18 protein-coding genes are annotated in these 25492 nt (G+C 39.8%); 10 read left to right on the top strand and 8 right to left on the bottom strand.

The genetic code is table 11. The features are described 5' to 3' along the window. Both AC1M83_RS10110 and AC1M83_RS10105 read left to right on the top strand, forming a co-directional pair. Nucleotides 1-1625: DUF2345 domain-containing protein (locus tag AC1M83_RS10110; protein ID WP_481590577.1), on the top strand; the 1625-nt coding region annotated here is incomplete at its 5' end. 2 nt (nt 1626-1627) lie between these two features. Next, on the top strand, nt 1628-4687 hold the full coding sequence (locus AC1M83_RS10105) for a hypothetical protein (RefSeq protein ID WP_481590576.1): 3060 nt from the start codon (nt 1628-1630) through the stop codon (nt 4685-4687). 19 nt (nt 4688-4706) lie between these two features. Here the strand turns inward: AC1M83_RS10105 and AC1M83_RS10100 are convergent, their stop codons facing one another. The 8 genes from AC1M83_RS10100 to AC1M83_RS10065 all read right to left on the bottom strand — a co-directional run bounded on the left by AC1M83_RS10100 (nt 4707) and on the right by AC1M83_RS10065 (nt 15642). Further along, the gene (locus AC1M83_RS10100) at nt 4707-5687 is read right to left on the bottom strand and encodes a formylglycine-generating enzyme family protein (RefSeq protein WP_481590580.1); all 981 of its coding nucleotides are present in this window, start codon (nt 5685-5687) and stop codon (nt 4707-4709) included. Between the two features lie 178 nt (nt 5688-5865). Continuing rightward, complete coding sequence (locus AC1M83_RS10095) at nt 5866-7281, bottom strand: efflux transporter outer membrane subunit (protein ID WP_481590575.1); 1416 nt, start codon at nt 7279-7281, stop codon at nt 5866-5868. A 12-nt stretch (nt 7282-7293) separates the two neighbouring features. Next, on the bottom strand, nt 7294-9270 hold the full coding sequence (locus AC1M83_RS10090; protein ID WP_092767651.1) for a MacB family efflux pump subunit: 1977 nt from the start codon (nt 9268-9270) through the stop codon (nt 7294-7296). 2 nt (nt 9271-9272) lie between these two features. Next, nucleotides 9273-10625: a MacA family efflux pump subunit gene (locus AC1M83_RS10085; RefSeq protein ID WP_481589269.1), complete on the bottom strand. Its 1353-nt coding sequence runs from the start codon at nt 10623-10625 to the stop codon at nt 9273-9275. Nucleotides 10626-10748: 123 nt separating this feature from the next. Then, nucleotides 10749-11735, bottom strand: a complete 987-nt coding sequence (holA, locus tag AC1M83_RS10080; RefSeq protein WP_481590574.1) for a DNA polymerase III subunit delta — start codon at nt 11733-11735, stop codon at nt 10749-10751. A gap of 6 nt (nt 11736-11741) precedes the next feature. After that, entirely contained in the window at nt 11742-12305 is a 564-nt protein-coding gene (locus AC1M83_RS10075; RefSeq protein ID WP_035270158.1) for an LPS-assembly lipoprotein LptE, read from the bottom strand. A 233-nt stretch (nt 12306-12538) separates the two neighbouring features. Then, the gene (leuS, locus tag AC1M83_RS10070) at nt 12539-15160 is read right to left on the bottom strand and encodes a leucine--tRNA ligase (protein WP_481590573.1); all 2622 of its coding nucleotides are present in this window, start codon (nt 15158-15160) and stop codon (nt 12539-12541) included. A 122-nt stretch (nt 15161-15282) separates the two neighbouring features. Next, complete coding sequence (locus tag AC1M83_RS10065; RefSeq protein ID WP_481590572.1) at nt 15283-15642, bottom strand: DUF4124 domain-containing protein; 360 nt, start codon at nt 15640-15642, stop codon at nt 15283-15285. 554 nt (nt 15643-16196) lie between these two features. Between AC1M83_RS10065 and AC1M83_RS10060 the strand changes: the two genes are divergently transcribed. The 8 genes from AC1M83_RS10060 to AC1M83_RS10025 all read left to right on the top strand — a co-directional run bounded on the left by AC1M83_RS10060 (nt 16197) and on the right by AC1M83_RS10025 (nt 25440). Further along, on the top strand, nt 16197-17924 hold the full coding sequence (locus AC1M83_RS10060) for an acetolactate synthase 3 large subunit (protein WP_035265632.1): 1728 nt from the start codon (nt 16197-16199) through the stop codon (nt 17922-17924). Then, nucleotides 17921-18412, top strand: coding sequence for an acetolactate synthase small subunit (gene ilvN, locus AC1M83_RS10055; RefSeq protein WP_035265631.1), 492 nt, complete (start codon nt 17921-17923; stop codon nt 18410-18412). Before AC1M83_RS10060 ends, ilvN begins: the two co-directional genes overlap by 4 nt. Nucleotides 18413-18516: 104 nt before the next feature. Next, on the top strand, nt 18517-19533 hold the full coding sequence (gene ilvC / locus AC1M83_RS10050) for a ketol-acid reductoisomerase (RefSeq protein ID WP_035265630.1): 1017 nt from the start codon (nt 18517-18519) through the stop codon (nt 19531-19533). Between the two features lie 285 nt (nt 19534-19818). Beyond that, complete coding sequence (locus tag AC1M83_RS10045) at nt 19819-20658, top strand: DUF2971 domain-containing protein (protein ID WP_481590571.1); 840 nt, start codon at nt 19819-19821, stop codon at nt 20656-20658. A 719-nt stretch (nt 20659-21377) separates the two neighbouring features. Further along, on the top strand, nt 21378-22055 hold the full coding sequence (locus tag AC1M83_RS10040) for a hypothetical protein (RefSeq protein ID WP_481590570.1): 678 nt from the start codon (nt 21378-21380) through the stop codon (nt 22053-22055). 109 nt (nt 22056-22164) lie between these two features. Then, complete coding sequence (locus tag AC1M83_RS10035) at nt 22165-23442, top strand: glycosyltransferase family 4 protein (protein WP_481590569.1); 1278 nt, start codon at nt 22165-22167, stop codon at nt 23440-23442. Between the two features lie 155 nt (nt 23443-23597). Further along, nucleotides 23598-24869: a glycosyltransferase family 4 protein gene (locus AC1M83_RS10030; RefSeq protein ID WP_481590568.1), complete on the top strand. Its 1272-nt coding sequence runs from the start codon at nt 23598-23600 to the stop codon at nt 24867-24869. 19 nt (nt 24870-24888) lie between these two features. After that, entirely contained in the window at nt 24889-25440 is a 552-nt protein-coding gene (locus AC1M83_RS10025; protein ID WP_035265627.1) for a phosphatase PAP2 family protein, read from the top strand. Nucleotides 25441-25492: the final 52 nt, after the last annotated feature.

The following is a 25492-nucleotide window of genomic DNA, read 5'->3' as shown; positions in this document are numbered from 1 at the left end:
AACTGCTACAACGCAGCCAATGGACGCCAAAACACAAGACAAACACCAACCAAGCAACCCACAAGGACCAAGAACGCCAAGCCAGCGAACTTATCCTACAACGACGCAACATCAAAACCGTACCCGAATACAACCCACTACAACATCGACCTAGCACCCATCCGCAACGCGCCAAAGTGGTGGGGCCTGCAGGAGAAGAAATCCATGTCGATGAATGGGGACGTATCAAAGTACGCTTCCTGTTTACCCGAGCAGAAGACCACCAATTTGATGGTGGTGCAGGCAGTAACAACAACGACACCGATTCAGCTTGGGTTGATGTACTGACCCCATGGGCAGGCGAAGGCTATGGCGCACGCTTCCTTCCTCGAATCAATGAAATCGTAGTTATCGACTTCTTTGACGGCAACATCGACCGTCCCTTTGTGGTGGGCCGCCTACATGAAGCCCAACGCAGCCCAACTCGATTCGACAGTCAAGGCCAACTGCCGGACACCAAAAAACTCGCAGGGATTAAAAGTAAAGAAGTCCAAGGCGAAGGCTATGGACAACTCCGCTTTGATGACACCACAGGACAAATCTCCACCCAACTGCAAAACACCCACGGGGCGAGCCAACTCAACCTAGGGAATCTCAGTCATCCCAAAGCAACCGCAGAAAGTGAAGGACGTGGTGAAGGTTTCGAACTCAGAACCGACCAATGGGGTGCAGTACGAGCAGGCGAAGGCATACTCATCTCCACCTACAAACAAGAACAAGCCAAAGCAAACCATCTCGATGCAAGCGAAGCCAAACAACAACTCGAAAGTAGCTTAAACAACGCCAAAGCTCTCAGTGAAGTGGCAAAGAATCAACAAACTGATCCACTCAGCTTACTCGAAAACCTACAGGGCTATCTCAAAAACTTAGAGAGCGAAGACCAAAGCAAAGCCGCGGCTTTCAAACAAGCGATCATGCTCTTGGCTTCACCAAGTTCAATTGCCATAGAAAGTAACGAAGACATCCACCTCAGTGCAGATGGGCAGATCAACCAAATTGCACAAGGAAGCATCAACACCAGCACCCAAGACAGTATCATCGGACATGCCAGCAAAAAAATCAGCTTATTTGCCGCGCAAGAAGGGGCACGACTGTATGCAGGCAAAGGCAAGATCGAGATTCAAGCTCAAGGGGATGGTGCTGACCTGATTGCAAGAAAGGGTGTGCAGATTATTTCCACGGAAGATACGATTTATATCACCAGTCCGAATGAAATTAATCTAACTGCAGGCGGCTCTCAAGTGAAACTAAATAGTTCTGGGATATTACCAACCACTGGCGGGAAGTTTGAAGCGAAGGCGGGGCAGCATAAGTTTATTGGTGGTGAAAAGGTAATTGTTCCAAAATTGAAATTAAATACATCACCATGCTATTTGACGTTTGAAATTGTAGATGATCAAGGTAATCCAGGTAAAAATGTTGATTACATAGTTTTTAGAGCAGATGGGACACAAGAAAAGGGTAAAACGAACTCCCAGGGTCTCACAAAGCGTTATGAAACACAGGGTCCGGAGCAAATTTATATTCATATTTCAGATAAGAATGGATCTAAATATAGAGTTATTCAAAATCAAGAAGAAGCTTAAAGATGAGTAAATATACAATATTAGAACATGTAATTTATTTTTATAATCAAAGAAATGAAGCACTAGATAATGTTTCTTATACTTTAGTTTTTATATCAAAGGATGGTACAAAAGAAACATATAAAGATAAAACTGATAAAAACGGTAAAACAAAACCAATAAATATTACCAAAAATGGAAATATTCATATTTTTGTAGAAGGTTTTAGTTCAATTTTTGCTACAAAAAAAACAATTAAACCTATTTTAGCTGAAGGAAGCTCTATAATTCAAATTAATGAAAAGAGTTTGGATGATAATTTAAAATTTCCTACTGAAAGTCAATATAAACTACAGCAAAAAGCAAATGCTCAAGCAATTGAAAATATAAAAAAAGCAGCACAAAAAAATAATAAAGGTTCAACTTTTTTTGGAGGTTTAGGAGGTAATACATCCGGGTTTCCGACACTAGATAAAAGTAATAAGCCAAATCTATATCAAAAAATTTTGGAACCTATTTCTTATACTGATTACAAAAAAAATAATACTATTGTTATTAAAAAAACTAATAGGCTCAAATTTAAAAACTATGCAATGTTTCAATTTGTGCTATCAAATAATAAACCTGTGGCAAACATCAAATATCAAATATTTGGTGTTGGGCAAGATAAACCAATCCTGAACCTTAAGCCTAGTCCTGCCGATGCTAAAGGGTTTACTCAACTTGCTAATACATACAGAAGAGTATATTTAAAATATTTTATTGGGGATAAAGAACATGATTCTCAAAAATATAATACAATTACTTGTGTTGATCCACAGGTAATTTATCAAATTATTTTTCCTGCTTCGAAAAGTACAACCTATCCAAATGCAACAAATAAAGCCTCTCTTTCGTCATTAAAAAAGCCACCAATCATAATTAATCCACATACTAATGAAGTGCTTATTTTACCACCATCACTTTATCAGGAGTTTGATAAGAAAACATCAACTCTAGCAAAGGCGGTTGAAAAAGTACATCAGTCAAATGCTAATTTACGGCGTGCTATACAAGAACGCGATATTGATCAAATTCGTGAAATGGAGGGGAGGTTGAATATTGATCAAAAAGAGGCGATAGATAAAATTAATAGAGAATTTCAAGCCAGAAATGACTTAGAGGAAGTTTTGATTGCTGAGCAAGTTGTTGAGAATGGAAAAACAAAAACTAATCTATTACGAAGATATTTAAAACCAGCAAATTATAACAAATTAAAAAATTCGCGTTTAAATGAAGAGTTAAGAGTCGAAATTTCAAATGCAGCAAATCAGAATGGTGTAGAAAATCCGAATAATATTCAAAAAAGTTTTGATGTGATTAGCTCTAAATTATTAAATGCAAAAGGAGAAATTGGCAGTGATGAAAAAGCTATCTATAACCTAATTGGCGGGCTTGGTAGAGAGATTTCTGAGCAGTATAGAAATAGTAATGGTATAGATGTAAGTCAGCAGGCACAGTGGATGCGTCTTGTTGCAGGTGGTAAAGGTGAGGCAGAGTTAAGCGTTTCCTCTCAAGGTGTAAAGTTGAATGCTAGTGGTGATGCTTCAGCAAAATGGACCATATTTGAAGGTAAAAAGGAGTGGAGAAAATTTTATCCAAGTGAGTCTGGATGGAATATTGAGTATGAAAACTATTCGCTAGGTGAAATAAGGTTTTTAATTGGTTGTGAGGTTTCTGGTTTTTCAGGAGCCAATCTTGGTATAGCAGGTAATTTATCTATTGATATTACGCATCAGGGAACAACGCAAGTTATCACTGCCGTAGCTCGTGAACCACAAAGATCAATTGCAAATATGATGAACAGGCAAAATCGACCTTCCTTTAAAGCAGGTGAGGGTGATGTAGAATTGATGCAAGAAACTAAAGAAAACAAAAATACAGCGCATGCAGAAATTAAAGCTTTTGCTGGTGTGAATGTCAGTGGAGCTTTAAAGGGGGGCATTGAATGGTTCGATCCTGGTATAGATGGCGAGTCAAAGCCCCAATTTGTCACTATTGCGGTAGCATCTGTTGGTGGTGGGGTAAGTGCAGGTGTAGGAGCTGAGGGGCAGTTTCAAATCGGTTATTCAGCTGCTAGTAATACGTTTAGGATTTTAGTTGCTGCTCATCTATGTTGGGGGGTAGGTGCTAAAGGTACGGCGGCATTTGACGTCGGAACAGATCAATTAATGAATTTTGCTGGTTTTTTAAAATCGCAGCTTGGTTATGCTGGTTTTAAAACTTTAGCATTTGTTAATTCAGCCAGTTTTATGATGCTTTCACAGGCATTAGCGTATTGCATAGGTGATGATCATAAATTAACAAAAAATGTTAGAGTTCTCTCAGAGAAATATCTTGATTGGATTGATCAATTAGATGTAGATCAAGGTCGTCTACAAACAGCACGTAGAGTTAACTCGAACACAGGGCGGCGTGAATTACTCTATGCTACACCCGAAACAAAAGGGATCTTGTTGTATGCAGTATCACATTGGACTGATCGTACAGCTCCTATTTTAGATATTAGGATCGGCTTATCACTGAAAAGTGTAGAAGTCGATTTTTTCCCAGAACGTAAAACAGCAATAATTAATATATTGGCGACTTGTATTACTGAAGCTGAATGGAAGAATACAATCCAACATATACATCCTGAAGGCTTAAAATTAACAGAATCCCAATTGGGGAAAGTAGAAGGTGATTTAGTTCGCTTCTTGAACTACGATAAATTAGAAAATCAAAAAGTTAATGATGAAAGAGCTAAGACTATTATGCATTGTATCAATCAGGGGATAGAGTATGGTGGAGACTTAAACAAATGGCTCAAAAAGTATATAGAATATAGAAAAGGGGTAAAAAAAATCCAGAATCATCGCAATTATATGTTAGTCCGTAATCAAGATGATTATAGGTTTAAAACTTTTGAAGAAATGCAAGATTATGAAAATGATCTAGGTCAGCAAGTGTTTATGGCGAGTAATATTGGAACATTAGCACCATTTGAAGATCCATATAGTTTGGTGGAATCAAACCCATTTGAGGATCAAGAGTATAACGTTTAAGTTATACTCTTTTTCAAATTTATAAGTTTGCAGCACAACGGACAGAATTATTTTTATTTACATCAACAGATCTTTTATCTATTAATTCCTTTAAATCTTTAGTTAATTCTGGATCCGCTACAGGGTGGATGGCGTGACGACTAATCGTAAGCCCTCCTGACATTGTAATATTCTGTCCATCATCTGGGAAAGTACTTCGGACTACTTTTTTAGTGCCTGTTTTGGGACCTTGCGGATTATGCTCAGGTGATTTACTGTAATATTGAGGATCATACCAATCAAGCATCCACTCATAATTATCGGTAATCATGTCGTAAAATCCCATTTGTGTAGGTGGAAATTGTTTTAATTCGGGGACAACTCTTCGAGTTTTATATTTTTTCTTAGTTAGGTTTCTTTGGTCAAAACTCCAAATGTTTTTACCATTTTCTAATTTTCCATTATTGGTCGGATATATAATCATCTGACCACGATTACGAGCTGCATATTCCCACTGAGCCTCTGTTGGTAAATCCATTTTTAAATTAAGTTGTTTTCCTAACCACTGACAATAGTCACGTGCTTGTTGCCAATTTACACCTGCTGCAACCGAAGGAATTCTATCTTTTTTTGATATTTCATTAAAAACACCAATGGGTTGTTGATTTGTTGCAGCAGTATATATATCAAAATCAGCATAAGTTGCTTTAGTCGCACTCAACTTATAATCTGATAAGGTCACTTTGTGTAATGGTGTTGCATCTCCATCCCCATCGTAGGGAAGCCCATCTTGACTATGTTGAGGACCAAAGTCGCCCATCATAAAACTTCCACCTTTTACTAAAATAAGTTCTCGTTTAGTTTTTTCTAAAAGCTCATTGATTTTCTTTTGTAAGTTAGGATCTTGAGAAGTGGCTTGGCTTGGTTTATTTAATGCTTCTTTAGTAGGTTCAGTGGTTGTCTTTGCACAAGCAGTTAGAGCAAGAGTAGAACATAAAAGAGCAACTAAATTTTGTTTCATCATTTTATTATTCGGCAAATTAAATAAGTTATAAGCATCATCATAATAAAATGACTTTAATGGATAAAGTTTGGTTTTGTAATATTATGGAGTGAAATTTACTGCGCTTTTAGTATATTTTCTGAAAGTTAAATTGAAAATAGATCAGTTAAAAAAAGCCCTTTTGGGCTTTTTTTATTCAAGGCAATTGCTGAATCGGACTTCCACCCAATGCTTGCAGTAATGTCACATAAGCATTGTACTGAGTTTGTTTGGCTTGAACCAAACTTAAGCGCGCTTCACGAGTAGTACGCTGGGCATCGATCAAATTCTTCAGCGCAATCGCACCATTCTTATAACGCACTTGCGTGAGTTGTTCTGTTTTCTCAGCAAGCTGAACATTACGTTCTTGCAGTGCGACTTGTTTGTCTATTTCATTACGTGCAGATAGTGCATTTTCAACATCGGCAAAAGCTTTGTATAAGGTATGACGGTATTGAATAATTGATTTTTCATAATCCAATTCGTTCACACGTAAATCACGTTTCATGTCATTCCATTGCAAGAAGGGTAGTGTAAGACCCGCACCCAATATTGCAGCAGGATTAGACAGCACATTACTCAGCGAAGTGCTTGAGCCTCCAGTAGTTATACTACCCGTTAAATTAATCGAAGGGTAATAACTTGCTTTATTCGCATCTTTATTGGCAAGTGCTTTGCGTAAACGTAACTCGGCTGCTTGCAAATCAGGACGGCGCGATAAAAGCTCAGCTGGTAAGCCCGATTGAATTTGCGGTAGGGCAGAGTGTGGTAAGCGCTGTGGCTCCGAGATATTCAACTGTTGCACAGGTTGATTGAGCAATACCGCAAGAGCAGTTCGAGTTTCAACTTTTTGCTGTTCGATCTGGCTTAACGTAGCTTTTTGACTTTGAACCGCTTGTTCAGCTGAGGTTAAGTCAAGACCTGATACTGCCCCAGCTCGATATTGAGTTTGCACTAATTCATAAGTTTTCTGCGTACTCGCCAAATTTTGTTGAGCCACAGATAGGCGTTCATTGAGATATCCCAATTGCCAATACAATTGTGCAGTTGTCGCAATCAGGCTTTGTGCAGTGGCTTGTAAATCTTGCTCAGTCGCAAGCGCTTCCCATCGAGATGCTTCAGTTTCATTGGCCAATTTACCGAACAAGTCTAGCTCATAGCTTAAGCCGGGATAGTTCAGTGAAATACCATTTGAAGAATCACCATCACCATCTAAACTAAAACGATGACCGACCGATGCACCTGCATTGCCAATACGCACACCTTGCTGACTTTCAGATTGCTTGGCTTGAAGGCGTGCTTGTTGCAAATTAATCCCTGCAACAGCTAAATCGGTATTTCGTGCAATCACTTGTTCAACCAATTGATTGAGTTGTGCATCACCAAATAATGTCCACCATTGATCATGAAAAGCCTGTTGGTGGATATTTTGGCTGAGTTGTTGGCTGTTTTGAAAGCCCTGTGGAATATTGACTGCAGGAGCTTGATAAGGCGTTTTCACTACAGCCGCACAGCCGACTAAAGAGCCTGTTAATGCTAAGGTCATGAACAGTTTATGAAGTTGATTACGCATAGTTATACCTTATTATTCTCTTGACAGTGCATCGACAGGATTTAAACGAGCAGCATTTCGTGCTGGGATAAAACCGAATACGATCCCGATTAAACTTGAACAAACAAATGCAGCTATTATTGATGTGGTTGAATACGCCATTTGGAACGTGCCACCAGCAAAGTGTGTAATCAGCTGACCAATTCCCAGTGATAATAACACCCCAAGGATACCGCCTAAAATACACACTAATACGGCTTCAATCAGGAATTGTTGCAAAATATCGCTTTGTCGAGCACCCACGGCCATTCGCACACCAATTTCTTGCGTTCGTTCAGTGACAGACACCAACATAATGTTCATGACACCGATACCACCAACGACTAAAGAAATCACAGCAATCGCAGAAATGAGTAAAGTCATTGTAGCGGTAGTTTGCTGGATGGTTTCACGAATACTGTCCGCATTTTGAGTGAACACATCTTGCGCCCCGTGGCGTTGAACGAGTAAATTCAAGATTGCATTTTCAGCAGCTGTACTTGAATATTCATCTTTTACACGAACGATGATGCTTCTCACATTCGACTGTCCAAGCATTCGACTCATGACGGTTGAGTAAGGGAGATAGACATTAAGACTATCTGAATTACCCATTGCACCTTGTTGAGCATCTACGATACCAATAATACGACTAGGTACACTGCCCAATAGAATTACTTGACCAATAGGATCCGTACCATCGCTAAAGAATGTCTTTTGGGTATTGGTATCAATCACAACATCTTGGGCTTGTTCAGTAACACTATGTTTGTCAAATGGTTGACCTGATTTAAACGTTAAACCACGCACATAGAAAAAGTCTTCACTCACGCCATTGACTGTCGTGGATGCCTCTACATCTTTATATCTTCCCGTGACAGAACTATTGACTGAAGGACTGACTCCATCGACGTAAGGCTGTTCCGCTAACGCATCAGCATCAGCAGGGATTAAGGTCTTGGCCTGAGAAGATCGGGAGTTATCACCAAAACCACGTCCTTGGTAGACCGTAATGGTATTGGTGCCCAAACTACTAATATTTTCTAAAATTTGTTTTTGTGATCCATTACCAAGTGCGACAACCGAAACGACAGATGCGATCCCGATAATGATTCCGAGCATGGTCAAAAAAGTACGCATTCGATGAGCATTCATGGCCAGAAGTGCCATGCGGAAAGCTTCACCTAAACGGTCTAAAGCTGAACGCCAAGACGATGTTTTCTTTTGCTCAGCACGAATCAATTCTTCACGTTCAAAGCCATCATCAATCTCAGGAACATTGGGTTCATCTGAAATAATATTACCGTCTGAAATCTCAATAATACGAGTCGCATTTTTGGCAACATTGTGATCATGAGTAACGAGAATGATGGTATGACCTTTGGCATTCAGTTCGCGTAAAATACGCATCACTTCAATACCGCTTTTTTTATCTAATGCACCTGTAGGCTCATCGGCGAGAATAACATCACCGCCATTCATCAACGCGCGAGCAATCGAAACACGCTGTTGCTGACCGCCCGAAAGTTGGCTCGGGCGGTTTTGGGTTTTTTCACCTAGACCTAAATCGGACAAAAGCTGAACTGCACGATCATGGCGTTCAGAAGCATCAGCACCGGCATAGATCGCAGGGACTTCGACGTTACCAGCTGCATTTAAGTCACCAAGTAAATGGTAGCGCTGGAAGATGAATCCGAAATATTCACGGCGTAATTGAGCAAGTTCATCAGGTTCTAGCTCACGTGTTTCGCGGCCCTTAACCTTGTAGCTACCATTGGTCGGTTTATCTAAACATCCTAAGATGTTCATCAGTGTTGATTTTCCTGAGCCTGATTGACCTACAATGGCAACCAATTCTCCAGGATAAATCTCAAGATTTACCCCTTTTAGAATTTGCACAGTAGATTCACCAGCAGGGAATTCACGGGTCAGGTTTTTGACCTCGAGTAGAGGTGTTCTGGTCTGACTCATAATTACATTCTCATTGGACCAGCGCCACCACGTGCGCCACGTTTAGCTGAGTCATTTGATGAGTCAGAGCCATCAGCGATCACCACCTTATCGCCTAATTTTAAACCGCGTAAAACTTGCGCTGTTGCACGGTTATTTAGACCGATAAGAACAGGGGTCGGTTTGGCTGTGCCATCTGCTTGAAGTACGCGTACCATAGCCATGGAAGCTTTACCTTGATCGACTAATGCCTTTTCCTCAGCGGTTAATTCTAAACGCTTAGGACGATCAGCTGATGAACGTTCGGCACGCCCTTCACCACGAGCTTGTTCATTGCGTTCTTGGGCATTTGAACCCGCATTTGCACCACGCTGGCGAGCAGGACGATTAGAGCTTTGAACAGCAGAAGATGGAATAGTCAGTGCATTCTTTACTTCATCTAACACGATATAAACTTGTGCAGTCATATCAATACGCAATTTCCCATCTTCATTAGGAACATCGAATAGAGCGTTGTAATACACAGCTGTACTTGATGAAGATGAATTTGAGTTGTTGGTTTCTGTATTAATTGAGTTAGGTGCAGGTTCAACTTGACGCAGTGTTGCGTAATGCTTTTTCTCGCTATTACCTAAAGTAGTGAAATAAACAGTTTGACCTTCCTCAACACGCATAACATCTGCTTCAGAAATTTCAGCCTTAACCGTCATGGTGTCAAGTTTTGCTAATTTCACGATGGTTGGCGCGCTTTGATTCGCGTTCACTGTTTGACCTTCTTCAGTCACAATTGCCACAATTGTGCCATCCATCGGAGCAACGATACGGGTATAGCCTAAATCTTCTTTGGTCGTCGCCAGTGATAAACGAGATTGCTCGATTTGAGCATTCATCGCGACGATATCGGCTTGAGCAGTTTTATAACTTGCTAATGCGGACTCATATTCGGCACGAGAAGTTGCATCTTGGGCATACATGGCTTTTTGGCGATTATATTCCGCCTCAACTTTAGTCAGATTTGCTTGTTTGACTGCCAATTGAGCCAACTGATTTTTAATGCTGGCTTCAGCTGTTTTTAGATCATTTTCCTGACGAACGGAGTCGATTTGAGCAATCAGTTGACCTTGTTTGACTTGGTCGCCCAATTGCACATACATTTTTTTCACCTGACCTGAAACCTGTGCACCAACGCTAACCATTTTGGTCGCTTCTAATACACCTGTTGCAAGGACAGAGTTTTCAATATCACCACGTGTCACTTCAGCGGTAATCAACTGAGGTTGCTCATCTTTAGGTTTAAAGAAATACCAAGCTAAAGCGATAGCTGCAATCGTAATGATCGCGATGATAATCAATTTCGTTGGTTTTATTTTTTGCATGGCGATATTGAAAAATGACGGAAATTAAGCGAATTATAATGATGAAATAAGGATAAAAAGTGTATTTTTCTTAAATAAAATCAATAATCATTTTTATAGTTATAAATAGACCTTGCTCGTTAACTAAGCAAACAAGGTTTTTCCACATAATTCAGCAATGGCTTGTTGCATGAGGTGTTCTGGATTTTCATTATTTTTGCCTTTGATGGCAGCATCGATTCTTAATAGCAATTGTGGCCATGTGAGAAATTGCTTGGGATTAAGACGTCTCAAGGCTTGTTGATAAAGACTGACTTTGGTTTTCCAGATGCCGAGTTGTAATGCATTTTGTGGTTGCTCAAAAAGTTGCATCAGTAAGCGCATTTCTTTGCTTACCGTCCATAATACTAAACTGTGTGGTTCGCCAGCTTCGACTAAATATTGGTATATTTTGATCGCTTGACTTAGGTTGCCTGAAATTAATGCATCGCTTAAGTCAAAAGTGGTATAGCGTGATTGATCTTGTAAGCATTCGAGCAAATGTTGCATTTCAAGATGCTGTACATCGGGGAACGTGTCTGCCAGACGCATTAAGCTGTTTTTAGCAGCCAATAAATTATGTTCGTGGTGGACTTCGAGCCATTGCCATGCATCTTGGCTCAGTTGAATCCCAATTTTATCAGCTTCTATGCTGAGTATACGCTGACGATCTTGCGCATAAGTTGCTGTAAGAGGAACCAAGATGCCATTGGCTTCAATCGTTTGAAAAAACGCCGACTTTAAGCTACTGCTATCTTGCTTAGGCATAATGATCAACAACAAGTTGTGTTCATTATGCTGGATATAATGCTTGAGTAACTTTAACGCATTGGCATCTGGCTTAATGTTGCCATGGACCTCTACTGCGAGATTTTGTGAAAAAAGAGAAAGACTGTTGAGTGCATTAAATACATTTTTCCAATCAGCAACGCTTTGGATGTCATAGCGTTCTCTTTCCACGTGATTGATGATCCAACTTTGACGGAAAGCATCTAAAAGATTTTGCTCAAGTAAAGGTTCTTGACCATGTAATACCCATGCACCACGTGCTTCGTTTACACGTTTTAATGCTTGTAGATAATCTAACTTCATTCTGAGTTACGGATTTTCAGAGGCAGTAGGTTCAAAAGTTTGTTGCACAGGTAACAGTACATTTGCTTCTGCTTTTGGCAGACGGTTTGCAGCAATTTGACGAGAGATCTGTTGAGCGACATCATCAATTAAGATTTCACTGAGATATTTATTTTGTTGATCATCTGTGTTCACGGTTGCAACATTATATTGATATGTACGTGTCGCAGTTAAAGTTCGAGGTTTTGTCACCAAGTTACCTTGACGATCTTCGATTTGGAAAGTCACAGAAAGTCTGAGTAGAACTTCAATGAGTTTGCCGTTGAGCTCATGGCGAATTGGCTTATAGTCAATGATACGCAATACATATGCATCGTTAGAGTTACTTAGTTGCACACCTGCAGCAGTGAGATAAACACTGAGTTTACGCTCTAAATCAGAAGTATTGGCAGGGAGTGCTAATTCAAGCTTTGTATAAGCCAGTGGCGTTGAAGTTGGATTGGTCCCTTTTAGATGAAATCCACAGCCGACCATAGTTGCGCTTAAGCCTAAAGTTAGAACAGCAATAGCTAAACGTTTGCTCAAATGCATTGTAGATCCTCTGTGTATTTCCTGAGACTCAGGATAAATTTTGAATATTCTGATTGTATGTGCAAAGCCCGTTGACTGGCAACGGGCTTTGTTTGGGAATTGTGAAATCCTTATATTCCCCTCTTTTTAAAAGAGGTGAGAAGCAATGGAAATTAAATCCCTCCAAACCTCCCTTTCTTGCGCTTTGATCTAAAGCTGTGCTTTATATCTTACTCAGGGAGGCTTTAAGGTTCTTAAACCACCAAATTCACTAATTTATTCGGAACAACGATTTCTTTCTTGGTTGGACCTGTTAAGAATTGTTGTACTTCAGGCAATGCTTTTGCTTGCGCCAGAATGTCATCTTTCGATGCATCTACAGACACTTCAAGTTTGCCACGAAGCTTACCGTTCACTTGAACCACAATGGTTTGTGTATTACGTGTTAATGCAGATTCATCCACTTGAGGGAATAATGTTGCATTTAACTCGATACCAAACTGCGCCAATAACGTTTCACTTAAATGCGGTGCAAATGGAGCAAGTAAAGTTAAAAGCGTTGTAATAGATTCACGTGCAACAGCAACATCGTTGTCATCTTTCGCTTCAAACTTATTGTTTGCATTCAGAAGTTCCATCATCGCTGCAATTGCAGTGTTAAATGCATGACGACGTTCGATGTCATCACCCACTTTTTGGATGGTTTCGTGAGTCTTACGACGTAAGTCTTGAGCCGCAGTTGAAAGCGCAGCTTTATCAATCGCTGATGCAGTATTACCTTGTTCAAGGAAACCAGTTGCCAAGCGCCATACACGTTTTAAGAAACGGTTAGCACCTTCTACACCTGCATCAGACCATTCTAAAGATTGATCTGGTGGAGCAGCAAACATCATAAATACACGTGCCGTATCTGCGCCGTATTGGTCAATAATAGATTGTGGGTCGATACCGTTATTTTTCGATTTCGACATTTTTTCTTGACCGCCAACGATAACGTCTTGACCATCACCTTTGTATTTTGCAGATGTGATACGACCTTTTTCATCACGCTCAAGTTCGATGTCAGCAGGGTTGAACCATGTTTTCTTACCTGATTCAGATTCGCGGTAATAGGTATCAGCAAGTACCATACCTTGTGTTAACAAGTTGGTGAATGGTTCGTTGCCTTGCACTACACCTTCATCACGCATCAATTTGTGGAAGAAGCGTGCATAAAGTAAATGTAGAATCGCGTGTTCAACACCACCGATGTATTGGTTTACAGGTAACCATGTTTGACCTGCAGCAGGATCCACCATGCCGCCAGTAAAGTCTGGAGATGCATAACGTGCGTAGTACCAAGAAGATTCTACGAAAGTATCTAGCGTATCTGTTTCACGACGAGCATCGCCACCACAGCTTGGGCAAGATGTTTCATAGAACTCAGGCATTTTGTTCAGTGGGTTACCTGAACCATCTGGAACCACGTCAGTTGGAAGAACCACTGGAAGTTGATCTTCAGGCACTGGCACTTGACCACATGATGGACAGTTAATCATTGGAATTGGACAACCCCAATAGCGCTGACGAGATACACCCCAGTCACGTAGACGGAATTGAACTTTTACATTCGCAAGACCTTGTGGTTCTAATTTTGCTAAGAATGCATCAAATGCACCTTGGAAGTCTAAACCGTCAAATTCGCCTGAATTGACCAATTTACCTTCTTTTGAGCCGTACCATTCTTGCCATTCTGTCGCAGAGAATTCAGCATCATCAGCGCCTTTGGCATCAATGACTTGCTTAATAGTTAAGCCATACTTATTGGCAAATTCGAAGTCACGTTCATCGTGTGATGGAACCGCCATCACCGCACCTGAACCGTAAGACATCAATACATAGTTTGCGATCCAAACAGGAACTTCTTCACCTGTGACAGGGTGTTTTACAGAAAGACCTGTTGCCATGCCTTTCTTCTCAGCAGTGGCAAGATCTGCTTCTGCCACAGAACCCATACGGCATTCTTCAATAAATGCAGCCAATTCAGGGTTAGTTTCAGCAGCTTTAAGCGCCATAGGGTGTTCTGCTGCAACAGCAACATACGTCACGCCCATTAAGGTATCGGCACGCGTGGTAAAGACTGTTAAGCCATCTGCATAAATTTCAGGATTTGCTGAAGGGAAGGTAATTTCCATACCCTGTGAGCGACCAATCCAGTTACGTTGCATCGTAAGGACTTGTTGTGGCCAACCGTCTTTGAGTGTGTCTAAATCGTCAAGTAATTCTTGCGCATAGTCAGTGATGCGGAAGTAGTACATTGGAATATCACGTTTTTCAACCAAGGCACCTGAACGCCAACCACGACCATTTTCTACTTGTTCATTTGCAAGTACAGTTTGGTCTACAGGGTCCCAATTTACCGTTGAAAGCTTACGGTAGATTAAGCCTTTTTTATAAAGCTGAACGAATAACCATTGTTCCCAGCGATAATATTCTGGTGTACACGTTGCAAATTCACGATCCCAATCCACCGCAAGACCTAATTTTTTAAGCTGATTACGCATGTAATCGATATTTTCAAAGGTCCATTTTGCCGGTGCAACTTGGTGTGCAATCGCAGCATTTTCAGCAGGTAAACCAAACGCATCCCAACCCATTGGTTGTAATACAGTTTCACCTTTTAAACGGTGGAAGCGGCTGATCACGTCACCAATCGTGTAGTTACGTACATGACCCATATGCAGTTTGCCACTTGGGTAAGGGAACATCGAGAGGATATATCGACGTGGACCTTCTACAGTGTCGGCAACTTTAAAGGCTTTGCGAGATTCCCAGTTCTGTTGAACTTGGGGCTCAATCGCACTGGCTTGGTATTCAGAGTCAATGTGAGTAGTCATATACGTAATACAAGAGAACGGTTAAAAAATTTAGCGCACAGCATAGCGCAAAACGCACCTAAAAGTGAATTTTACAGACTGAAAATGGATGCAAAACTTAAATTAAGATCAAAAAGACAAATTCACTCATTTGAAACTTGAGTTTCGCTTAATGGAGCAGCATTTGTGTTTTGTGACTCAGTATTTGAAGCACCGTTTGTTTGCTGTTGCGTTGGTATCGTTTGAGTCTGTGAGGTTTGAGGAGCTTCGCTCGGGTTTGTATTTGTATTGACAGATGTTGTTGGTGCTTTCCAACCATATGTTTCAACTTTCCCTTTCTTTTTTGCTGATTTTGGTGGCGGGGTAGTGGTGTAGTGGGTTGAGCCATTTTGATCGACCCATTTGTAATATTCTTTTGCCTGCACCATAGATGAACAAATAGAAACTAAAACGACCGTGGATGCTAAACAAGAAAGTTTTAAAGATGATGCTAGTGAATTCATGACTTCACCTATAAAGAAATAAGAGGGGAATGAGTTCTTTTACATGTTTATATCGCAGCATTTTGCTGGATACTGATGAAGATTAATTGGTTTTATTTTAATCAAAAAAATCATTTTGCGTATAAATTGTTTTATATAAATATTAAAAATAAGTGTTTGAAATTTTTTTTATAAATCACCCAACCAAAAGTTATCGTTTGAAAAATAATCGGTTGGTAAATAAACAATAAAAAGGTTTCGGCAAACCTTGACTTTGGTCGTGAAAAAACTAAAAATGCTGCTCTAGTTTTATATGTTTTGTTCGATCACCCTTCGAATAAATATCATAGCTTGCAATAACGTTGTCTCTAAGCCGAGACAATGAAATAGCAGAAATATGTTTATCCCAACATGTTGAATATGCAGTCGCAACTCAAACGGTTGCGATCGAAAAATTTTATTATTGCAGCAAAAACGATGAAATATGTGTGCTATAACAGTGCATACAAACGAATGAATGAAACACGACTTATGTCTCCCATAAACGTCGTGGAAATAAGATTAGGGTGAATACGTTGGAACTTTTATCTGGTGGTGAAATGCTTGTTCGCGCATTGGCGGACGAAGGCGTTGAACATGTTTTTGGATATCCAGGCGGCGCAGTTTTACACATTTACGACGCGCTATTCAAACAAGACAAAATTAATCATTACCTCGTGCGTCATGAGCAAGCTGCTGGTCATATGGCAGATGCATACTCGCGCGTAACAGGTAAGACAGGTGTTGTACTGGTGACCTCGGGTCCAGGTGCGACTAACACTGTGACACCAATCGCGACAGCTTACATGGACTCAATCCCAATGGTGATTTTGTCTGGTCAGGTTGCAAGCCATTTGATTGGTGAAGATGCATTCCAAGAAACGGATATGGTTGGTATTTCTCGTCCAATCGTGAAACACAGTTTCCAAGTGCGTCATGCGAGTGAAATTCCAGCGGTTATTAAAAAAGCTTTCTATATCGCGTCATCAGGTCGTCCAGGTCCTGTGGTTGTTGATATTCCAAAAGATGCAACAAACCCTGCTGAAAAATTTGCATACGAATATCCTGAAAAAGTAAAAATGCGCTCTTACCAGCCGCCACATCGTGGTCATACTGGTCAGATCCGCAAAGCTATTGATGAATTGATCAATGCTAAACGTCCTATTATTTATACGGGCGGTGGTGTTGTTCAAGGCAATGCATCACATTTATTGACTGAATTAGCACATCTATTGGGTTATCCAGTAACCAACACATTGATGGGGCTAGGTGCATTCCCTGGTAATGATCCTCAATTTATTGGTATGTTGGGTATGCATGGGACATATGAAGCGAACATGACCATGGGTCACGCTGATGTGATTCTATGTGTTGGTGCGCGTTTCGATGACCGTGTAACCAATAATCCTGCAAAATTCTGTCCAAATGCGAAAGTGATTCACATTGATATCGATCCTGCGACGATTTCAAAAACAATCATGGCGCATATCCCAATCGTGGGTGCGGTAGAGCCAGTTCTTCAAGAAATGTTAGCGCAATTAAAACAGCTGAATATTTCTAAGCCGAACCCTGAAGCTATTGCGGATTGGTGGAAACAAATCAATGAGTGGCGTCAGGTTCATGGTTTGAAATATGAAAAACCAACTGACGGTACGATGAAACCTCAACAAGTTGTTCAAGCTTTAGATAAAGTAACGAACAGCCAAGCAATCATCACTTCTGACGTTGGTCAACATCAGATGTTTGGTGCGTTGTATTACAAATACACACGTCCACGTCAATGGATTAACTCAGGTGGCTTAGGCACGATGGGTGTTGGTCTTCCATATGCGATGGCGGCTAAGCTTGCATTCCCTGACCAACAAGTTGTTTGTATTACAGGTGAAGCATCCATTCAGATGTGTATCCAAGAGCTCTCAACATGTAAGCAATATGGCCTAAATGTTAAAATCTTGTGCTTAAACAACCGTGCTTTAGGTATGGTGAAACAATGGCAAGATATGAATTATGAAGGTCGTCACTCAAGTTCATATGTTGAGTCATTGCCTGACTTTGCGAAGTTGATGGAAGCTTACGGACATGTAGGTATTCAAATTGATCATGCGGATGAGCTTGAATCGAAGCTTGCAGAAGCAATGGCGATTAATGATAAATGTGTATTCATCAACGTGATGGTTGACCGTACTGAGCATGTTTATCCGATGTTAATCGCGGGTCAATCTATGACAGATATGTGGTTATCTAAAGGGGAGCGCACAGCATGAGACATATCATCTCTGTTCTCATTGAGAACGAATCTGGCGCGCTTTCACGTTTAGTGGGTTTGTTCTCACAACGTGGTTATAACATTGAAACTTTGAACGTTGCGCCAACAGAAGACCCAACAATGTCTCGTTTGACATTGACGACTTATGGTGATGATCACAAGATTGAGCAAATCACAAAACAACTCAACAAACTTGTTGAAGTGGTTAAAGTGGTTGACCTTTCTGAAGGTTCACACATTGAACGTGAATTGATGTTAATCAAAGTAAAAGCTTTGGGTTCTGCGCGTGCTGAAATTAAACGCACAGCAGATATCTTCCGCGGACAAATCGTGGATGTAACACCAACGACTTACACGATTCAAATCGCGGGTACAACTGAGAAAATTGATGGTTTTATTGATGCTTTGGCAGAGAATACCATTCTTGAAGTTGTACGTTCAGGTGTGTCTGGTATCGCACGTGGCGAAAAAGTTTTAACAATCTAATTTTTTATTAACAAATTCTTCCCTCCTCCGAGAGGAGGGGGTTGGCGAACCACATTAACATTCGCTAATCAAACGGAAGCCAAAGCATTTTAGCGGAGACAGCAATGCAAATTTTTTATGATAAAGACTGCGACTTATCTATCATCCAATCTAAGAAAGTAGCAATCATTGGTTACGGTTCACAAGGTCACGCTCACGCGCTTAACCTTAAAGATTCTGGCGTTGACGTAACTGTTGGTTTACGTGCTGGTTCTGCTTCTTGGAAAAAAGCTGAAAATTCTGGTCTTAAAGTTGCTGAAGTTCCTGCTGCTGTAGCTCAAGCTGACGTAGTAATGATCTTGACTCCAGATGAATTCCAAGCTCAACTTTACCGTGATGTAATTGAGCCAAACATCAAGCAAGGTGCTACTCTTGCATTTGCTCATGGTTTCTCTGTTCTTTATAACCAAGTTGTTCCACGTGCTGACTTAGACGTAATCATGGTTGCTCCAAAAGCACCTGGTCACACTGTACGTTCTGAATACCAACGTGGTTCAGGTGTTCCTGATCTTATCGCGATTCACCAAGATGCTTCTGGTAATGCACGTAACCTTGCGCTTTCTTACGCTTCAGGTGTTGGTGGCGGTCGTACAGGTATTATCGAAACTTCTTTCCGTGAAGAAACTGAAACTGACCTTTTCGGTGAGCAAGCAGTTCTTTGTGGTGGTGCTGTTGAATTGGTTAAAATGGGCTTCGAAACTCTTGTTGAAGCTGGCTATGCGCCAGAAATGGCTTACTTCGAATGTCTACACGAACTTAAATTGATCGTTGACTTAATGTTCGAAGGCGGTATCGCGGACATGAACTACTCTGTATCTAACAATGCTGAGTACGGTGAATATGTAACTGGCGTTGAAGTAATCAACGAACAGTCTCGTGAAGCGATGCGTAATGCGCTTAAACGTATTCAATCTGGTGAATATGCGAAGATGTTCATCCAAGAAGGTGCGTTGAACTACCCATCTATGACTGCTCGTCGTCGTCAAAACGCTGCTCACGGTATCGAAGTCACTGGTGCTAAATTGCGTGCGATGATGCCTTGGATTCAAGCAAACAAAATCGTTGATAAAGAAAAGAACTAAGTTCTAATTTCTAAGTCAAAAAGCCCTTGTTTTTAACAGGGGCTTTTTTTATGTGACATAAAAAAATAAAGCTAAATTATTTGACGTAAGCTTCGTGCTCAAATAGATGAAAGCAGTGCTTTTCTTTCCTTGCACTTCACTCAGAACAGTGTTCTGAGTTTGCTCATACCTTGGATTCAAGTAAACAAAATCGTAGACAAAGAAAAGAACTAATTTTCTTATCTAGCTGATTTTTATGCTATAAAAAAACCTGCGAAAGCGGGGTTTTTTTGTGGGATAAGAAAAATGATTTTATATAAATATGTCGGATTTGAGGCAGGTTTAAAAATATTAGAAACAAATACTTTGGGATTTTCACATCTAGAAGATTTTAATGATCCGTTTGAAGCAACAGCTTTAGCGTTGGTGGAAGATAATGTTCCTATTTCTGTACAAACAGGAGCTATAAGAAATAGGTTGTCTAGAAAATATGCTATTTTATCATTAACTCGCGCACCTTTAAATCCACTTATGTGGTCTCACTATGCTGATAGCTATAAGGGGGTGGTTATTGGTATAGATACAAAATTAGCGGGTTTAGATGATGCTAAAAACTTTTTAATTCCATCGAATAGAGGGGAGGTAATTTATTTAAATACTCCACCTAGACAATCTCATAACATTGATGCAGATACGTTAATGTCTATCGGTGATTGCTCTATTTTTAACTGGAATAACTTTGAAGAATTTCTAAAACATGCCTTTTTATATAAATCATTGTGTTGGTCGTATGAGGAGGAGGTTCGCATAGTTAAAAATATAAGTGCTGCTCCGTTTGGTTATCATTTTTCAACAATCACTGAAGCATTAATTGATAATCAATATTGGAAAAGAATACAGCTCCCTAATCGCCCCATCTATACATTGCAATTACCAAAAGAAGCTTTTGTAGAAGTCTATTTAGGGAAAAATGCTTATATTGATCAACGTAGAAAGCAAGAAAAAATCAAACCAATCATAGATCATAAAGTTGAGAGGATTGAACAGTTAAAAATGATTTGTCAGCTAAGACAAATACCATTAAAGGGTGTAAGTGTGAACTTAGAAACTTGGGCTTTGCAAAGCCGAATAATTAGTTTGGATTAATTCTTAATTTTAGTTGTCTATTTCTTATTTTTAAATTCTATCCTTTTTTATATATCCCAAAAGCTAAATATAAAGTGAAGGTTCATATCTTATTTGGTGAAATTATTTTTATATTGCTAAATCCTATTTGGGCCATTTACTGATTAAATCCAGAAACTAATTTTAATAATTTTCATAACCTCAAGATATTAATAATAAGTCACCGATATTTTAGGAACTTTGAATTCTGAGACTTGCCTTTTCGTAATGCATTGAAAAAAAGACGACAGGCATGATAAAAATAGTCATTAAAAAGTAACTCAATGACAGGTAGATTAAGTTGCAGTCGACAGAGGCTTAGCTAAACAGAATAATCAGTATCTAACAAGAACACTTAATAACTCAAGGATTGAGGTTGGGAATGAAATTAACGTTTGTATGTTACTTATTGGCGATCTTGCCAATCTGTGGATGGGCGCAACAAACAACTGATATTGAAAAAAAACGCCAAATAGTGATGCTGAGCTTGTCTTGGATAATGTTCGCATATCAATGCAACGATTATTGAGGTCAACAGACAACGAATATTTTTTGAGTCTTTATATGGATGTGCTTCATCCAAATGCAACACTTACTTCCCTCAAAGACAACGTCACTATCCAATTTAAAGGGGAGCAAAAAGGCGATCAAGTTTTTTTAAAGCAGAACAACCGAGTGATTATCCAAATGCAATTCAAGAGTTGAAAGGACAGCTTAACTATAAAACGAATGTATTTAAATCTACATTGGTCAATCATGCAGGTGTGATTCGAACAAAGAAATTCGAGCCTGCTTTTAAAGTAAAAAATACGTCTGATGTGAGTTTTAATTTCTATGGCATATCTAAAGCTGACCATCCTTTCAAACGATTAATGACACGTATCGAGGTGTTTGACAAAGTCAATCAAAAAAGCATGCAAATTCTTGAAGGCTTTCAAGCGTTTCCCAATAGTATTGGTTATATGGATGTGAATTTTGATGGTTACTATGATGTAGTGCTCTCTGATCTGTCAGAGGATAAAACGCTTCAAGATTGTCGTTTTATTTACTGGATTTATGATTCCGTTCAACAAAAATTTAACCGTGCAGAGCAGTACGAGCAAATCGTTGGATTTCCACTGTTACATGGTGATAAACATCACATCGATTTTTCTAATGGACAGGTTTATGTAATTGTTGAAGGCATTTTGAAACCAGTTGCAGTTAATGCTGAACAAGAAACTAAACAATTAGAAGATCGGACATCATCAGAATCCTCTGTAGCACTTCAAGGGGAAAACTTGGAAAAACGGATTGAAGAACCACCAGTTAACTCTGGTCAAGAGCAAGAGAATGAGCTAGGCAGTGATGTAAATCGTGTTCAAGAGCAAGAGTCTTAAAAATGTGAAAATCTGAATGAGCCTTATGACAAAGCTGTCATGAAACCATCATTATATTGACATTATGTTCTTATAAATTTCAGGGATAACATTAATAAAAGGTGTGATGATGGCACTCCTAAATTTACAAGCAACACAACAAAAAAAATTATTTGAATTATTGGACATTAAAAAAAATACGTCATTTGAGGATTTTATTCTTCTTCCTGATGCTGATCAGCCTAAACGACATCCTCAATTAAAAATTGCCATTGTGACAGAGACATGGTCACCAGAGATTAATGGTGTTGCAAACTCACTGATGAATTTATGTCTGGGTTTGCAGAAGCGAGGTCATCAAATTTTGTTGATTCGTCCCCAACCCAAAGTGAAATGTAAACGGTTTAAACCTGATGCAGAGTGTTGGGTGCATGCTCAGGCGATTTCGAAATATCCCACCTTACAATTCGGTTGGCCACAGTTTTCTAAAATCTCAAAAGCGGTTGAGGTATTTCAGCCAGATGTTGTGCATATTGTGACAGAGGGACCATTGGGATTTGCGAGTCTAATGGTAGCTAAATCTCAGAATATTCCTGTTTCAAGTGGTTTTCACTCTGCCTTTCAAGAGTTTAGTCGATACTTTGAGTTTCCTTTTCTCGTTAAACCTATCTCAAAATATTTAACATGGTTTCACAATAAGACAGACGTGACTTGTGTGCCAAGTTTAGATACACAGCATGCTTTAAAACAAATGGGAGTAAGCGGTGAGTTAAGGGTGGTGGGGAGAGGTGTTGATACCCAATTATTTAATCCGAATAAAAGATCGGAGTTGCTCAGAGAGCAATGGAATGCAAATGAGCATACACGAGTGCTGATTTCCGTTGGTCGGTTGTCACCTGAAAAAGAAGTAGACCAGATTATTCGGACTTTTTTGAAAAAGAAAGGTGAGGTTGAGCATCATACTAAATTGGTCATTGTCGGAGATGGGCCAGATCGAGTAAGGCTTGAAGCCCTTGCAAATCATCACCCTGATATTATTTTTATGGGAAGTTTGACTGGTGATGATTTGGCATGTGCATATGCCAGTGCAGATGTGTTTATATTTCCAAGTCAAGTTGAAACCTTTGGAAATGTCGCGCTTGAAGCATTGGCAAGTGGCTTGCCTGTGGTGGCTTATGATTATGCATGTGCCAAACTGCATGTTGTGCACAATGAAACGGGATGGCTGATCCCTCTCGGTGATCTAGATATGTTCGAACGAGCAATGACAGCAACATTGAATCAACCCGATTTAAAAATAATGGGTGAGAAAGCGCATCTTGCAGTTGCTGCAACAGGATGGTTGAAACCTGTTATTGATTTTGAGCAAGCGTTATTTTTTGCTGTGCATCGTACTTTATTTCACTAAATTATTTTGAATTCGTAGTTTATTGTCGCGTGTTTGAGGGTAGTCGGTGAATCAGTCATCTATTCTAATTATGACAAGTATTTAATGAAATCATCATCATAATGAAATGATCCATCTCTAAAGTAAAAGTATGAAAAAAATACAAAAGAGGTGTGATGATGGGAATCATGGACACTGTATTGCCTAGATCGACAACGCAATATGATCACCAGAGGCTAAAATTTAAAAATCAAAACTCCGATCGGGATGTATCGGTGCTTGAGCAATTGGGGCGATCTAGATTAAAAATAGCTGTCGTTACGGAGACATGGCCGCCAGAACTGAATGGTGTTTCATTGTCTTTACTACAGATTTGCAAAGGTCTACAGAAGCTTGGTCACAAAATTCTATTGGTACGACCTTCACAAAAACAAATATGTTCGGAATTTTCTCCGAACCGTGAGTGTTTGGTGAATGGTCAAACCATTCCGAAATATGCCCATATGCAATTTGGCTGGCCACAGTATGGCAAAGTGGCTAAAGCTTTTGATGAATATCAACCAGATTTGGTGCATATCGTGACGGAAGGACCATTAGGTTTAGCGGTACTTCAGCTCTCAAAAAACAAAAAGATTCCTGTGAGTAGTGGTTTTCATTCTGCTTTTCATGACTTTAGTCGTTTTTATGATCTTGCATTTATGGTCAAGCCGATTCAGCACTATCTCAAATGGTTTCATAACAATACGCAATTGACCTGTGTACCAAGTCAGGACTCGGCTGATGCGATACGTAACTTTGGTGTTACATGTCAAGTTGAAGTGATTAAGACTGGGGTGGATGTTGAAAAGTTTTCACCTACTTTTCGAAGTGTGCAACTCAGACGACAATGGGATGCTTGTGAGAATACAACTGTCCTGCTTTATGTTGGTCGTGTTTCACCTGAAAAAGAAATTCAGGTGTTAATTGATGCCTATTTAAAACTTAAAACACAAACAACGCGCAGATTTAAGTTGGTCATCGTGGGGGATGGGCCCGATTATTCGCGTTTGGTTCGTCAAAGCAAACATACCGATATCATCTTTACTGGAAGCTTAAGTGGTACAAATCTTGCTGGATCATTTGCAAGCGCAGATGTATTTGTTTTTGCCAGTCAAGTAGAGACTTTTGGCAATGTCGTGCTTGAAGCGATGGCGAGTGCGTTGCCTGTGGTTGCTTATGATTATGCTTGTGCTAAGCAGTATTTAGATGCGGAAACAGCATGGTTAGCACCTTTGGGTGAGCCTGCAACCTTGGTTCAATATATTGTTAATCTGCCCCAGAACAAACGCTTGCATGCAATGGGGATGCAAGCAATGAAAAAAGTACAACAAGTCGGATGGCAACATCCAGTTCAACAACTCGAACATGCATTTTATCGTGTCGTGCAGCAGAAAACGCTCACGGCCTGAACGATAGGAGTAGAGTGAAATGAATTTTAAAAATACCAAAATAAAAATACTCGATCTTGATCTAAGAGGATGTCTCTATTTCAATAATCTATCGCATACACAAAGTATTGCGCTCATATTTAAAATTATTAGTCGGCTCGGAGATGGAGTTTTTTGGTACATGATGGTGGCGTTGGTGTGGCTACTGCAAGGACCGCAATACACTATTCAAATTTTATATATTGTTGTAGCTGCTTCGTTAGGTACGCTGATTTATAAAATTTTAAAAACAAAAACAGTACGTCCACGACCATACCAAGTTCACCAAGTTATTCATATTGGCGAAAGACCACTAGATCATTTTAGTTTTCCTTCTGGTCATACATTGCATGCAGTAATGGCAACAATCGTATTGGGTTATGTAGAGCCTGTCTTGCTGGTGATGATGATGCCATTTACCATTTTGGTTGCGTTGTCGCGCATGGTATTGGGATTGCATTACCCAACTGATGTTTTAGTTGGAGCCTTAATTGGGGCGACGGTTGCGAGTGGTATTATCTTAGCTGCTCCAGCATTGAATATCATATTGTGAGGGTAAGTTGATTGCATGATAAGGCGTACAAAAGCAATATAATTGTACGTCT

It is taken from the genome of Acinetobacter sp. 25-47-130 (assembly GCF_056779705.1).
The sequence above is the reverse complement of the archived record's forward strand: the minus strand, read 5'-3'. Positions and strand labels throughout refer to the sequence as shown.

Excerpts from the sequence above, each read along its gene's own strand:
- ilvC (WP_035265630.1), top strand. The coding sequence starts at position 18,517 with ATGCAAATTTTTTATGATAAAGACTGCGACTTATCTATCATCCAATCT.
- AC1M83_RS10095 (WP_481590575.1), bottom strand. The coding sequence starts at position 7,281 with ATGCGTAATCAACTTCATAAACTGTTCATGACCTTAGCATTAACAGGC.
- AC1M83_RS10075 (WP_035270158.1), bottom strand. The coding sequence starts at position 12,305 with ATGCATTTGAGCAAACGTTTAGCTATTGCTGTTCTAACTTTAGGCTTA.
- AC1M83_RS10090 (WP_092767651.1), bottom strand. The coding sequence starts at position 9,270 with ATGAGTCAGACCAGAACACCTCTACTCGAGGTCAAAAACCTGACCCGT.
- AC1M83_RS10035 (WP_481590569.1), top strand. The coding sequence starts at position 22,165 with ATGGCACTCCTAAATTTACAAGCAACACAACAAAAAAAATTATTTGAA.
- AC1M83_RS10065 (WP_481590572.1), bottom strand. The coding sequence starts at position 15,642 with ATGAATTCACTAGCATCATCTTTAAAACTTTCTTGTTTAGCATCCACG.
- AC1M83_RS10085 (WP_481589269.1), bottom strand. The coding sequence starts at position 10,625 with ATGCAAAAAATAAAACCAACGAAATTGATTATCATCGCGATCATTACG.
- ilvN (WP_035265631.1), top strand. The coding sequence starts at position 17,921 with ATGAGACATATCATCTCTGTTCTCATTGAGAACGAATCTGGCGCGCTT.
- leuS (WP_481590573.1), bottom strand. The coding sequence starts at position 15,160 with ATGACTACTCACATTGACTCTGAATACCAAGCCAGTGCGATTGAGCCC.
- AC1M83_RS10045 (WP_481590571.1), top strand. The coding sequence starts at position 19,819 with ATGATTTTATATAAATATGTCGGATTTGAGGCAGGTTTAAAAATATTA.
- AC1M83_RS10100 (WP_481590580.1), bottom strand. The coding sequence starts at position 5,687 with ATGAAACAAAATTTAGTTGCTCTTTTATGTTCTACTCTTGCTCTAACT.
- holA (WP_481590574.1), bottom strand. The coding sequence starts at position 11,735 with ATGAAGTTAGATTATCTACAAGCATTAAAACGTGTAAACGAAGCACGT.
- AC1M83_RS10025 (WP_035265627.1), top strand. The coding sequence starts at position 24,889 with ATGAATTTTAAAAATACCAAAATAAAAATACTCGATCTTGATCTAAGA.
- AC1M83_RS10030 (WP_481590568.1), top strand. The coding sequence starts at position 23,598 with ATGATGGGAATCATGGACACTGTATTGCCTAGATCGACAACGCAATAT.
- AC1M83_RS10105 (WP_481590576.1), top strand. The coding sequence starts at position 1,628 with ATGAGTAAATATACAATATTAGAACATGTAATTTATTTTTATAATCAA.